Source organism: Candidatus Amoebophilus asiaticus 5a2, from assembly GCF_000020565.1.
Taxonomy (GTDB): domain Bacteria; phylum Bacteroidota; class Bacteroidia; order Cytophagales; family Amoebophilaceae; genus Amoebophilus; species Amoebophilus asiaticus.
The window spans coordinates 1,320,347-1,334,111 of record NC_010830.1 but is presented as its reverse complement, the minus strand read 5'-3'; the positions used below and the strand labels follow the sequence as shown (position 1 = coordinate 1,334,111).

The 13,765-nt window shown below is 34.1% G+C and carries 8 protein-coding genes and 4 pseudogenes; 8 read left to right on the top strand and 4 right to left on the bottom strand.

From position 1 onward, the window contains the following. Positions 1-11 precede the first annotated feature (11 nt). From AASI_RS05245 to AASI_RS05230, 4 genes are all read left to right on the top strand, one after another. On the top strand, positions 12-566 hold the full coding sequence (locus AASI_RS05245) for a 4Fe-4S binding protein (RefSeq protein WP_012473136.1): 555 nt from the start codon (positions 12-14) through the stop codon (positions 564-566). 22 nt (positions 567-588) lie between these two features. Continuing rightward, positions 589-1,110 (top strand): NADH-quinone oxidoreductase subunit J family protein, encoded by a 522-nt coding sequence (locus tag AASI_RS05240; protein ID WP_012473135.1) that lies wholly within the window; start codon positions 589-591, stop codon positions 1,108-1,110. A 405-nt stretch (positions 1,111-1,515) separates the two neighbouring features. Beyond that, positions 1,516-3,123 carry a ribosomal protection-like ABC-F family protein gene (abc-f, locus tag AASI_RS05235; RefSeq protein ID WP_012473134.1) on the top strand — a complete coding sequence of 536 codons (1,608 nt, stop codon included), beginning with the start codon at positions 1,516-1,518 and terminating at the stop codon, positions 3,121-3,123. Positions 3,124-3,238: 115 nt separating this feature from the next. Then, entirely contained in the window at positions 3,239-4,873 is a 1,635-nt protein-coding gene (locus tag AASI_RS05230) for a S41 family peptidase (protein ID WP_012473133.1), read from the top strand. A gap of 121 nt (positions 4,874-4,994) precedes the next feature. On the opposite strand, the pseudogene AASI_RS05225 reads toward AASI_RS05230, so the two are convergent. Next, a pseudogene (locus AASI_RS05225) lies at positions 4,995-5,249 on the bottom strand (transposase family protein); the annotation flags it as partial. 352 nt (positions 5,250-5,601) lie between these two features. On the opposite strand from AASI_RS05225, the gene AASI_RS05220 reads away from it, so the two are divergent. After that, positions 5,602-6,633, top strand: coding sequence for an IS110-like element ISCaa7 family transposase (locus AASI_RS05220; RefSeq protein ID WP_012472370.1), 1,032 nt, complete (start codon positions 5,602-5,604; stop codon positions 6,631-6,633). A 120-nt stretch (positions 6,634-6,753) separates the two neighbouring features. On the opposite strand, the pseudogene AASI_RS08225 reads toward AASI_RS05220, so the two are convergent. Together AASI_RS08225 and AASI_RS08220 are read right to left on the bottom strand one after the other, a co-directional pair. Next, a pseudogene (locus AASI_RS08225) lies at positions 6,754-7,514 on the bottom strand (IS5-like element ISCaa9 family transposase). Positions 7,515-7,603: 89 nt separating this feature from the next. After that, positions 7,604-8,144: pseudogene (locus AASI_RS08220) on the bottom strand (transposase family protein); the annotation flags it as partial. A gap of 359 nt (positions 8,145-8,503) precedes the next feature. Here AASI_RS08220 and AASI_RS05195 point away from each other — a divergent pair. Continuing rightward, positions 8,504-9,922, top strand: coding sequence for a hypothetical protein (locus tag AASI_RS05195; RefSeq protein WP_012473130.1), 1,419 nt, complete (start codon positions 8,504-8,506; stop codon positions 9,920-9,922). Positions 9,923-10,467: 545 nt separating this feature from the next. On the opposite strand, the gene AASI_RS09350 is transcribed toward AASI_RS05195, so the two are convergent. Then, a complete protein-coding gene (locus AASI_RS09350) occupies positions 10,468-10,701 on the bottom strand; it encodes a penicillin-binding transpeptidase domain-containing protein (RefSeq protein WP_394330104.1) in 234 nt (77 codons plus the stop codon). Between the two features lie 114 nt (positions 10,702-10,815). Here AASI_RS09350 and AASI_RS05185 point away from each other — a divergent pair. Together AASI_RS05185 and AASI_RS05180 are read left to right on the top strand one after the other, a co-directional pair. Continuing rightward, positions 10,816-11,644 (top strand): annotated as a pseudogene (locus AASI_RS05185) (transposase family protein). Positions 11,645-11,863: 219 nt separating this feature from the next. Then, a complete protein-coding gene (locus AASI_RS05180) occupies positions 11,864-13,726 on the top strand; it encodes a hypothetical protein (RefSeq protein WP_012473129.1) in 1,863 nt (620 codons plus the stop codon). Positions 13,727-13,765: the final 39 nt, after the last annotated feature.

The following is a 13,765-nucleotide window of genomic DNA, read 5'->3' as shown; positions in this document are numbered from 1 at the left end:
AAGGTATAAACATGCAACTAAGAACACTCTTTCACATTATTCTCCGCTTAACAAAGCCATTACAACTTACTTGGCAACATTTTGTTAAAAGTATTAAGGCTCGCAACCATACAAGCACACCAATATATTTTCAACAGGAAAGCGGTAATATAACATTACAATATCCTCATGAAAAGCTACCTGTCCCTAGCCGAGGGCGTTATAAGTTACATAATGCCATAGAAGACTGTATTGTATGTGATAAATGTGCTAAAATTTGTCCTGTAGATTGCATAGAAATAGAATCTATTCCAGCACCTGATGTATTTGGTATAACTAGCAATGGTATGAAAAAACGTATTCATGCTGCCAAGTTTGATATAGACATGGCCAAATGCTGCTTTTGTGGGCTTTGTACTACTGTTTGCCCTACAGAGTGTTTAACCATGACTCCAGAATATGACTTTAGTGTGTTTGATGTTTTAGAACATAAGGTTTCTTTTGCTAATATGAGTGAGGCAGAAATTATAGAAAAGAAACAGATATGGGATACACATGCAACAAGTAAAAAAATCCTTGCCGAATAGGATAGTAGAAAAACCTTAGTATATGTTTATTAATTTACTGTATGTTTTCTTTGCCGTACTAGTAGCAGTAGGAAGCCTGGTAATATTATTTGCAAAACAGGAATTTTTTGCACTATTGATGCTAATATTAATAGTTATTTTCTTATCAACACTATACTTTTTACAAGGGGCGCCTTTCGTGTCCATTATCCAACTCATATTACATGCAGGCGGTATTTTAGTATTGCTAATATGTAGCCTATTGTTTTTTAAACATGCAATAAAGGCACCTAATAACACTGATAATAAAATCATATATAAAAGAATAGTTATAGGAGCTATAAGCATTGGTTTGGTGGGGTACCTATGCAATAAGTTAAGCACGATTAGCTATTTATTTAATTTACCAGCTTCTAATAGGCCTGTTGGAACAATACAACAACTAGGCTATCAAATACTAGGGCCTTATGGACTTATACTAGAATTAATAAGTATTTTATTACTTATAACGCTAGTAGGAGTACTACATATTATACATCAAAGATACAAGACACCTAACAAGTAAGCGTTGCTGATAAAATAGCTTATCTTTATGTATGCGTTCACGTGCCTACTACCTTTAAAATGAGCACAAAACACATATTTTATTTAACAACTATCTATAAAAACTATACTAATATAACCATAATTGTTAGGGACAAAACATCTACTCATTAATGAGATTTGAAATACTTGTTTAAGTTTAAACAAGTACAATGGATTAGCTTTATACAAGTATAGAACTAGAATTCACTAAGGGACTAAACAGCTACTGTCTAGAGGTAATTACCAAGCCTTAGCAATTTTTCTTAGTTATCTTTAAAAATTAGAATAAAAACTTAATTTTTTATTAAATTGCTTACCTTTAGCTAGTTCTTTTTTACATACTGCCTATAATTAGATATATTTTCTCTTTTAAGTACCTTCAATTATGTTAACCATCAATGCACTAACCTACCATGTAGGTGCAAGAGCACTTTATGAAAATTCCTCTTTATTTATAAAACCTAAAGATAAAATAGGGCTTATTGGCCTTAATGGAACAGGAAAATCTACGCTGCTCAAACTTATAGCTGGTAAATTAACACCAGATTCAGGTAATATAAGTAGAACAAAAGAGTGTACGCTAGGTTTTTTAGACCAAGATTTGCTTTCTTTTCGTTCTCAAGACAGCATACGTCAAGTAGCCATGCAGGCTTTTGAAGAAGTATTAGAACTAGAACAAAAGATAGAGGAAGTTCTTAAACAAATGGAGACTAATTATGAAGACTCATTAGTAGACACCTTGTCAACACTTCAAGAGAGATTAGATCACCTAGATGGTTATGAAGCACAAGCTAAAGCAGATGCTGTATTGGAGGGTATGGGATTTACCACCAAAGATTTAGATAGGCCTCTAGAAGAGTTTTCTGGAGGATGGAGAATGCGGGTAATGTTAGCCAAACTGCTTTTACAAAAACCTGCTTTGCTGATGCTAGATGAACCTACCAACCACTTAGACTTAACCTCTATACAGTGGCTTGAAAAATACCTGCAAAGCTATGAGAATGCTTTTATTGTAGTTTCACATGATCGCTGCTTTTTAGACAATGTCATCAATAAGACAGTAGAAGTGTTGAACAAACAACTATATCCTTATGCAGGAAATTTTAGTTTCTATCAAGCTGAAAAAGCTGAAAAAGCCGAAATACAAGAGAATGCTTATAAGAACCAACAGAAAAAAATAGGGCAGACAGAAGATTTTATAGAGCGGTTTCGTTATAAATCTACGAAAGCAAAACAGGTACAGTCTAGAATAAAGATGTTGGATAAAATAGAGCGTGTAGAGTCTATAAATACCAGCGTGCCTACGGTTAACTTCAACTTTAGCACTAAACAGGCTTCTGGAAAAATTGTGGCAAAGCTTTCTCAAATCAACAAAAGCTATGATACACTTGAGCTATTACAGCAAGCCTCTGCAACCATAGAACGTGGAGATAAAATTGCATTAATCGGAGCTAATGGAAAAGGGAAAAGTACTTTGTTACGTATTATAACAGGGGATGAACCTGCTGATACTGCCAACATAGATTTTGGTCATCAGGTTAATATGGCATTTTATGCCCAGCACCAACTAGAATCTCTTAATTTAGAAAATGAAATCTTAAAAGAATTACAAGAAGTAGGGGTAGGAAGGTCTGAAACTGAGCTAAGGAAAATTGCGGGCATGTTCTTATTCAGTAAGGATGAAGTTTACAAAAAGATCAAAGTGCTTTCAGGAGGTGAAAAGTCACGGGTAGCTTTAGCTAAAGTTTTGCTATCAGAAGCTAACTTTTTACTATTAGACGAGCCTACCAACCACTTAGACATGGTTTCTATTGATATCTTAGCCCAAACCTTACAGCAATATAAAGGTACCTGTGTTATTGTATCGCATGATCGACACTTTGTGGCACAAGTTGCCAACAAAATTTGGTATATTGAAAATAAGCAGATCAAAGAATATCCTGGCAGCTACGAAGCATATGAGTATTGGAAGCAACATGAAAAGCAAGCATAAGCTTTTTTAAGTTACGGCTAACAAATAGTTAACTCTGCTTTGCTCATCAGGGAAAAGGGCGCTTGATAATAGTTTTCTGTCTGCTACAAATAATTTATACATAACCAGCCATCATATGTGGAAATATAAAAGGATATTACCTGACAAAAATTTTATATTAGGTATGTGTGCAGGGATAGGGCTGTGCTTATATATAGGCTTATATTTTTTTCAAAATTCTTTCAAACAGCCTGTTCGTAAATTCGGCGAAGTATTAAACTATATTCAAAAATACCATATAGATACCATAGATAATGCTAAACTGGTAGAACTTACAGAGGCAGCGCTCTCAAAGTTAGCTAAGCAGTTAGATCCACATACCACTTATATTGATGCACAACAGAATGCAGTAAGTAGAAATCATTTAAAGAGCCAAATTGAAGGGATAGGTATTGAGTTTGTTTTATTAAAAGATGTAGTGTATGTATTACATGTTATTCCTAAAGGGCCTGCAGACCAAGCAGGCTTACAAGTAGGGGATAAGGTTGTTAAAATAGATGGGCATATTTTAAAAGAAGCAAATTTTAATTCAAATGATATAGTATTAAAAATGAGAGGCCCTAAAGGAACTCCAGTAAAAGTCTATATATGCCGGAACAACACAAAAGATCTAATTGAAATTACCATCATAAGAGATCAAATTTCTATACCGTCCATCGATGCAGGCTACATGGTAGATAGCCAAACAGGCTACATTAAGTTAAGTCAATTTGCAAGCAAAACTTACCAAGAATTTATAGAAAGGACAAATCAGCTATCAGAACAGGGAATGAAGAAGTTACTGCTTGACTTACGAGATAATTCAGGAGGTTATTTCGAGACAGCCTTAAATATGGCTGAAGAAATGCTAGAACCAGGAAAGTTGATAGTATATACAAAAGGTAAATACAAAGGCTTTGATACAAAATACTATGCAAATGGGAAAAATAGGCTTGGTAAGCTACCCATCATTATTTTGATCAATGAGAATACTGCTTCTGCTTCAGAACTGTTAGCAGGTGCTTTACAAGACCATGATAGAGCACTTATTGTAGGTAGAAGGTCTTTTGGTAAAGGGCTAGTACAATGGCCTATTGAGTTTAAAGATAGCTCTGTATTGAGTTTGACTGTAGAAAGCTACTTTACACCAAGCGGAAGGTCTGTACAAAAGCCCTATGATAAAAGAATAAACTATGAATTAGACTTATATAATAGATATAAGCAAGGCGAGTATTTTCATGCAGATAGCATACAGCTTGACAAAACTATAGCATATCAAACTTCAGCAGGAAGAACAGTGTATGGAGGCGGGGGAATTATGCCTGATCATTTTATACCGATAGATACTACGGCGCATAGTGACTATGTTAACGAGCTAGTAGATAACTACATTATACAACAGTATGCTATAACATATGCACGCTCTAATAAACAGAAACTGGAAAAGTTGAGATTAGAGGATTATCTTAAAATTTTTTGCGTAACTGAAGAAATGGTTGGTCAACTTGTTGAGGAAGCTAAAAAGGCAGCAATCAAGCAAGTATTTATAACCGATCCAATAAAAATCTCTATTAAAAATTTGCTTAAAGCATATATTGCCAAAACATTATGGCAATATCAAGGATTTTATAGTGTATACAATAAAACAGATACAACTATTCTAAAATCCTTACAACTATTTAACCAAGCAGAAGCATTACTGCAAGAAGATATAACTTACATAGCAGGCTAGGAGGAGCATAAGATTATAATTACGTACTACCAAAAATAATAGAGCTTCTGCGAAAGAGATAAAATAGAGTAGGAATTTGAATAAAACAGAGAGAGAATCTTGCCAGTAGTGATGCTATTTGTTAAAAAGCATGCTTGAAGTTTATCATACCCGCTATAATATTAAAGCGCAGGTTATATTTGTTCTCAAAGTTACGGTAAACTTCTGACATAATCTTAAACACCTTGATCTCTCTTATCTTATGCTCCACCTTCATACGTATGGAGGATAGCTTTCTGTTATGTTCTTTCTGCTCTTTGGTTAATGGCCGCTTACGGCTCTTTTTATAGGGAATCATGACATTGCTCTGTAGTTTTTGCCAGCCTTGATAGCCCGTTAGACTTGTAGTGTAAATTAATAGCTAATATAAACCTTAGTCTTAGTCTTTAAATAACAACACTATAATAATAGATATAATATAAATCAATTGTTATAATTATAAGTTGTCCACATGAGCAAAGCTTGGAAGATACTCATAAGTTAGACTTTTGAATGGATAGATAATTTTTGAAATAAATAAAACTAACACACTACAAGGGGGCACTTTAACTTGATAGCGAGGCTTTGAAGCCTATATTGTGATACAATCCCCCTTGTGTTAGTTACAGGTTAAAATTCATATAGAAATTGAGGCCTTAAAGCTTATTATCACGGGTTTGAATAATAACATGCATTGTGTTAGCTAATACATGTTAAACCATTTAATACTAGTAAATTATATGCAATATACCCACATTCTTGGCATAGATATATCTAAAAAAACGATTGATGTAGCATTGAGCCAAAATAAAGCCAACGATTCTATTGTATCCCATAAGTTTACTAATAACTTAAAAGGTTATCAAGCTTTGATAGCTTGGCTTAAAAAACATAAGGCTCCAATTGAACAAATCCTTGTATGCCTAGAAAACACCGGAATCTACCATCGGTCTTTGGTAAGTTTTCTTCAAAGCCACCAAGCTTTCATATGGGTAGAAAACGCTACTTCCATTAAATGGAGCAATGGAGTACAAAGAGGTAAAAGTGATCAAATAGATGCTCAAAGAATTTGTTTTTACGCTTTTAGGAATCAAGATAAAGCTCGCCAATTCTCAACTAAAGATGAGTCTTTGCAACAAATAGATGATTTATCTGCTCTTAGAGAACGTTTAATCCAAGCTAGAGTAGCCTTGCTAGCACCTATTAAAGAACTTAGAGAGACTGGGTTGAAAAAAAATGCAACTATGTTAGAAGAATCCTCTAAACAAACTTTAGCTAGCCTGGAGAAAGAAATAAGAGCAATAGAGGACAAGATAAAACAGATTATTCAGCAACAAAAGGAATTAGAAAACAAGTATCAGATCATACGTTCTGTACCTGGAGTAGGCTTTGTAACAGCTATTCATCTGATGATTTATACTCATAATTTTAAGCGATTTGATAATGCTAAACAATTAGCTTGTTATGCTGGAGTAGCTCCTTTCGAATATAGTTCAGGAAGTAGCATTAGAGGAAGAACTAAAGTACATCCGATGGCCAATAAAACTTTAAAAACTTCCTTACACATGTGTGCCTTAAGCTCAATTAGAAATAATGTTGAAATGAAGGAGTATTATGAGAAAAAAGTAAAACAAGGAAAAAATAAGATGAGTGTTATTAATGCTATAAGAAATAAAATACTACTTAAGGTGTTTGCTTGTGTTAGAGATGGAAAAATGCATGAGTATAAACAAGTAGCTTAAGGAGGTTATGGATAAAAGTAAACTGATAATTTTTTAAAGGTTGCTTTTATCATAGAAATCACTATCTGCTAGCTTTAAGCTTTCTTTAGGTAAGAGGCTGTCTAAAAAGCCAAAATGGAGTCATAAAAGCCGCTTAAGCATGATTCTAATCATAACAATTTTAATATGTGTTTCAGAAGACTTGGGATTATGCTCGTAATCTTTAGAGAGCCTCCTAGAAAAACTCAGCCAAGCAAATGTACGCTCGACTATCCATCGCTTTTTTAGAATATGAAACCCATTTGAGAGCCGTTGTACAACTTCTAAAGTATAACCTAGCACCCCATAAGCCCACATTATACATCCTTTCTGGTATCCTCCATCTACCCATATGTGTTTAATAGAAGGGAATGTATTAAAAAGGCGAATAAGCAAAAGATGACATCCTCTTGAGTCTGATAAGTGAGCTGAATGTACTACCACACAAAGTATAAGCCCCAGCGTATCAACAATAATATGCTGCTTACGGCCTTTTACTTTTTTTGCTGCATCATAGCCTCTCGACCCCCTTTTTGTGCTGTTTTAACCGAGCGGCTATCCATAATGGCAGCGCTAGGTATGGCTTGTTTGCCCAACTTTTCTCGTACTTGATCTCGAAGTGTATCATGGACTAAGTCCCATTTACCATTTCTTCGCCAGCGATAATACAAGTCATAAACACTTTTTCAGGGTGGAAAATGGGCAGGTAGCATGCGCCATTGACAGCCTGTTTTTTCTAAATAGAAAATAGCATCTAATACTTCTCTTATAGTGTATTTACGGGGTCGGCAAGGACCTATGTAAGTAACTAATGGTTCTAACACTTCCCATTCCTTATCTGTTAAATCGCTAGTGTATGGCATAGCTGTTAGTTTAAAGTTCACTAACTAATTTTATAAAGTTTTGTCTGCTTTTCCTATCTAAATTACCCTTTTTAGACAGCCTCTTAGAGTTTTTCTCCTTTACGGATTTTAAAGTCATGCACTTTTCCTTTATGAGATTTGGATACAGAGAGTATTTTTCCATCTTCTCCCATCACTATCTCTGTTTTTATAGTATGTCTCTTTTTCTTGCCTGAATATGATTTCTTTTGCTTTTTACTAGGTCTTTGCGTAGGCTGTTCACTCACATCTGCTAATATGCGCAATACCTTTTCTGAGGTTAAGCTGCGATCTTTTTTAATGCTAATCTTCTTAGCTAGTAATGGCTCCATTTTTCGCGAGCAAGCGGCATATGTTAGAGTTGTGTAAGTTAAACAAATAGCCTAAAAACACATGGCTAATATAAGTGCGATAATACATGAGTACACAGAGCAATTTATCTTCCATGGTAGGTAAATGACTCATCCTACCATGGCGCAGCTTGCTTGATTCTAGCTCTTCAAAGAGAGGCCTTACTTTTAAAACTAATTGCTCAAACGTTTCTATACTTAAGCCAGTTATTCTTCTAAAGTTATAGGGATATTTGCTTATCCTGGTGTACGTTAAATGCATACTTATTCCTTTTATATAATAAGAATTACATCTTAACCCTTTTTATCTTCTTTGTCAATCTTTTTCGCAGCAGTTCTATTGGTATAATATCCTAAAGTTTTTATGAGTTATATAATCGTAGATGCTGAAACAGATGGCACAATCCTACCTCAATATTCAATAGAGTCGCTGTAAAAGGTTGCAAAAACTACAGTGAGTATCGAGAGTCGATAAAGGACTTTAAGAATACCACTGTTTGTTTTTTCAGTGTTTTTACATATATTATAGATAAGTAACGCGTTGATAAATCCGCAAGAAGAACTAGTGGCGACCTATGAATCTCCTTTCAAATTATTTCTAACCTTTAAATAACAACTGCTATGTGGAGTGGTATAACCAATATAACAACCGAGTCAGATAATGAGCTCATTGTCTTGCTTAACTCTATTATTGAGGAGGTGACAAACAACTGGGCTAATCAAAATCACAAAATAATTTCACAAGAAAAAAATGAGGAACTACGGAATTTGATTTCGAAGATGCGCTGGCCTATACGAGTTAGAGGCGAAATAAAGATGTATATTGAATTATTTAGTGATTGGTTATTAGACGCCAAAAAGTATGGAGAACAATTCTCAAACGACAAGGCAGAAGTATTGCTTCTAGCTATAAAAAGTTTAATACCTACTAAGCCAGTCATGGATGAAGGTGCTATGCGAAATATGAAGGGGAATGAAGTAATTAAGAGTGTGCAGAGTGAAAATGGTAATCTGATCGAGGTGCGTGATGGTCTATTGGAGTACTTCGGGATTATAGAGCAAAGAAATATCGGTGCTCCTCAGTTCTGTATCACTAACGTGGACTGGCTGTCTATAGAAAACAATATTTGTTTTGAGGGATGGGCCTGGGCCGCTGTTCCCTTAGGAGTTTACCGAAACAATAGAAATGGGGAAGAGGTAAAAGTAGAAGTGGGGAAATTTAAAGAAGAATATCCTATAATGCTGTATCAACTAAAAAGGGCTCTCCAAAGTCATGATTTTGAAATTTTGGATTCTTGTGGTGTAGGGCTTAGGTTTAAAGCCAAGTATACAGCAGAGAGTGCGATAAAATATATTGAGAATTGGTTTAAAATATGCCTTCTTACGTCTGTAACAGCTATTCTTGGGAAAAAAGATAAAAGAAAAGACAAATACCAAGGGTTCATGCAAGGGAACCAACCGATGACACGTAACTTCAAAATAGATTTAGGAGAAAAAGGAGCACCAATGGTGAGCGTCGAAATCTTGGATTCTGAGTTGTATAATGCACTAACAACTAACGAAGGAAAGAGTTACAAGATGCTAAGGGAGCTCATACAGGGGCTCGGTTGGACGCTAGATTCTTTCTCTGGTAAGGTATTAAACTACACTTGTACCCGTCCGTTATGGAGTTTAATTCGTGGGTTAGGATGTTGGATGTCAGAAACTGAATTAAATGGCTTTGACAGTGGTTCATGCTACAAGGGCGCTGATCTCAGCTACCGCCAATATGTAGTAGGTCGACAAAGAGCTTCAGAAGATCCACAAACAAAAACCAAAATTTGGTCCGCTGAGCCTCAGTCGAATTCTCTTGTATATAGACCTGATAACCCGAACTTTACTGAATTGGAAGATGTAGGATTACATTATCATATACATGTTTATCAAGGCGAGAAAGAAGATGGAGAGTTTGATGGAGGAAAGGGATTTCCAATGAGTAACTATCCCACCACCGCACCTTTATGGCAAGGATTTAACATATATCAGGACACAAAGAAATAATTTATTTTTGTGTGATATATATAGTTAGTTACAATTAAAATGTCAGATTAACTATTAATATTTTGCCTAGAAAGCCTTATATATCTGAGAATGTATAAGTCTTTCCAGGCTTTTATATTTTATAAAAGGTAGTTTTGTTTACATTACAATTGATTGTTTGACTTGTCTATCAATAGATGGAAAACCATCTGGCTTTAGTGGAAGAAGAATTGTCAATTTATATTGTGGTATAAAAATGAACATTCGCCTAAATCAGGAATGGAAAGTTAGGTTTAATAATACCATTGAATGATTAATAGTAGCATCCAGCAAGAATATGTTAAACTTAAAGTATATATGTACATACACTTTGAGTTATAAACAAATTATTTCTTTGCTGATGTTTGGAGAAAGCTGGATATTTCTCTCTTTGGGAGTTCTTTAGCCGTAAGGCCAACTGATTTATGTATAGGTATGTCTTTTAAATTAAGATTAATATCATTCAAATCAAGTTGTTGTGTAAAAACTATTGGTAGCTCGTCCTTTTTTTCAATCCATCCGATAAACTATTCCGTAGAATCGCCTCCTCCTGTCTTTCTATATAATTTCCAGCCATTCAAATCTTCTTCACGATACATGATTTCCTTAGTTTTTCCTTGTGCTTTTTTAGATAGATTAAGTTTATTAGCAACTAATTTTTCAAGAAAGTCTACTTGCTCACGAGGGGAGATAGCTAGCGATGTACCTAGCCAACTCTTTAATCTCTTAGGGTTGAATTCCCCGCCGCTTGCGGCGTAAATTGCATATGTGAGTAAATATATCCATAAGAGTCATAATAGAACTGCTGCGAAAAAGGTTGACAAAGAAGATAAAAAGGGTTAAGATGTAATTCTTATTATATAAAAGGAATAAGTATGCATTTAACGTACACCAGGATAAGCAAACATCCCTATAACTTTAGAAGAATAACTGGCTTAAGTATAGAAACATTTGATAAATTAGTTTTAAAAGTAAGGCCTCTCTTTGAAGAGCTAGAATCGAGTAAGCTGCGCCATGGTAGGATGAGTCATTTACCTACCATGGAAGATAAATTGCTCTGTGTACTCATGTATTATCGCACTTATATTAGCCATGTGTTTTTAGGCTATTTGTTTAACTTACACAACTCTAACATATGCCGCTTGCTCGCGAAAAATGGAGCCATTACTAGCTAAGAAGATTAGCATTAAAAAAGATCGCAGCTTAACCTCAGAAAAGGTATTGCGCATATTAGCAGATGTGAGTGAACAGCCTACGCAAAGACCTAGTAAAAAGCAAAAGAAATCATATTCAGGCAAGAAAAAGAGACATACTATAAAAACAGAGATAGTGATGGGAGAAGATGGAAAAATACTCTCTGTATCCAAATCTCATAAAGGAAAAGTGCATGACTTTAAAATCCGTAAAGGAGAAAAACTCTTACCTAAGGAAAGCTTAAAGCTAGCAGATAGTGGTTATCAAGGCTGGCAAAAGCTACAGAGCAATGTCATGATACCCTATAAAAAGAGCCGTAAGCGGCCATTAACCAAGGAGCAGAAAGAACATAACAGAAAGCTATCCTCCATACGCATGAAGGTAGAGCATAAGATAAGAGAGATCAAGGTATTTAAGATTATGTCAGAAGTTTACCGTAACTTTCAGAAGAAATATAACCTGCGCTTTAATATTATAGCGGGTATGATAAACTTCAAGCATGCTTTTTAACAAATAGCATCGCTACTGGCAAGATTCTCTCTCTGTTTTATTCAAATTCCTACTTTATTTTATCTCTTTCGCAGCAGCTCTATTCTACTTAAAAAGGAAAACCGATAATTCATATCGTAACTAGCCTTTAGCAAGCTTTAAAACTATTTATTATAGTTTTTCTTGTATATATTCTTACTATAAATTAATATGCTGCTTGCTTAAATTAATTCGTTAATTATGAATGAATCTTATACAAAGGCTCAAAAGCTTATAGCTCATATTTTGCTTATAAGCTTATGCTTGCAAAGCTGTAAAAATCCACCACATCCTATTATGCAAAAGGAGCAGATGTCAGAAACAAGCAAAGGACCTAAACCAAAAGCTTTAAACTTCTCTACAGATTTAGAATTAGCTCATAAAGCTAATTCTAAATCCTTATCCATAGCTAATGTAAATGCTAGCAAACAAGTAATTAAAAAAATAGAAGAATCTATAATAAAAAGTTTATCTCAACCTACTATTAATCACGAGCAAACACACAAATCTCAACCAGAAAATAAAATAAACGCGTTGCATGCTAGTCAGTCTAAAGTAAAAAAGTTAGGCTCAGCACCAGTGGTAAGTGAAACATTTGTGGCACAGAGTAGTCATAAAGTTCATTATTATAAAAGAGGAGGAAAACTACAAGCAAAAGCTGTGGAAAGCCAGAATTTAGAAAAAAGTAACGAAAAATCTAAACAACTTCAAGACTTAGAGTTTATAATCAATAATGAGTATCAATATGAAGACAATGATATTCAAGCAATTTTAACAGCACGATTAAGGAATCTACCTACTAATTCTAAACCAATACATGTGCTAGCTGCTGTTGATAATATTGTTCCTGATCAGTTAAAGAAAAGGCTAGAACAAGATAGAGTACATAATAATGGAGATAGAATATTACTTATACCTTGTAATTTAGGAAGTTATCATTGGGTGGGTATTTTATTGGAAGTCAGTGCTAATGGGAAAGTTATACGAGCAGAATATACAGACTCATTAAATACCTCCAACAATATTTCAATAGATTTTCAACAACAGCTCAATAAAATTTATCCAAATTGTATTTTACAATCACATTCTTTACTAAAACAAGATGATGTTACCAGTTGCGGAGCTTATACAATTGAAAATTTACTATTAGCTCTACAATCACGTACATCAACTTCAGAAATTACTACTAAAAATATACGTAAATCACATTTAGCGCGTTTAAAAAAGCATAACCTTAATTTTTACAATAAGTTCTATCCCCGTCAAAGAGACAATCTATCTACTACTGCTGATATATCCCAACAATTAGGATATCATAAAGCACCTAAAATTTCTAAGCAAGAGCTTAGTGCTATACTGCGTATTCACAAATATTTATTAAGCATTAACAATGAATCAGTAAAAAATAAATTATGGCAAGCATTTCGATCAAACGAGGCACAGGAAGACAATCACAAGTTACATTTAAACACTATTCGTACTAATCTAATAAATGCTAGCAAAGAGCTAAGTAATGAACAGGACCAAGAAGCATTATATAATATTATAGAAATATTGTTTGGTTGTTTATGCAACGGAGAAACTATTGATATGATTAATGAAGTAGATTATCGTTTAGGGTACAATATAATCCTTACAATTACCCAAAATAATAATCTTAAGGTAGATCAGATAGATGTTATTCAAAATGAATTAGATGAACATATAAAAGAAGATGAAGAGTATGCCAGAAAATTACAAGAAAAACTATGGAATAAAAAAGATAAAAAACAACTAAAGGAAAAAAAAATTCTGTCATCGGACAATGTCATAAGTTTGCCTACTTTAAGAAATCTCGCATTTGATAAGGCCGTAGAACTATTAAGCTTGGTTGAAATAGAAGAGTTGGATAAGATGTTTAGTCCAACTAAGAAAGATCATACTGACCTGCTAGGTGAGCTTAAGCAAGCTATTCAGAAACAGAAATTACCTTGCAATTACAAGCAGGCATTGCAGTTATTAAAATCTAATAACCCTAAAGTAAAAGTTATAGATTTAAATCAAGAAAACTTAAGTAAAAAATAGTTAATAGAACTTAAAGAAGCTATTAAGTACAATTCCAAG

What these genes read in the sequence shown, in the direction of transcription:
- AASI_RS05245 (WP_012473136.1), top strand. Translation starts at nt 12, where the DNA reads ATGCAACTAAGAACACTCTTTCACATTATTCTCCGCTTAACAAAGCCA.
- AASI_RS05240 (WP_012473135.1), top strand. Translation starts at nt 589, where the DNA reads ATGTTTATTAATTTACTGTATGTTTTCTTTGCCGTACTAGTAGCAGTA.
- abc-f (WP_012473134.1), top strand. Translation starts at nt 1,516, where the DNA reads ATGTTAACCATCAATGCACTAACCTACCATGTAGGTGCAAGAGCACTT.
- AASI_RS05230 (WP_012473133.1), top strand. Translation starts at nt 3,239, where the DNA reads ATGTGGAAATATAAAAGGATATTACCTGACAAAAATTTTATATTAGGT.
- AASI_RS05220 (WP_012472370.1), top strand. Translation starts at nt 5,602, where the DNA reads ATGTTAAACCATTTAATACTAGTAAATTATATGCAATATACCCACATT.
- AASI_RS05195 (WP_012473130.1), top strand. Translation starts at nt 8,504, where the DNA reads ATGTGGAGTGGTATAACCAATATAACAACCGAGTCAGATAATGAGCTC.
- AASI_RS05180 (WP_012473129.1), top strand. Translation starts at nt 11,864, where the DNA reads ATGAATGAATCTTATACAAAGGCTCAAAAGCTTATAGCTCATATTTTG.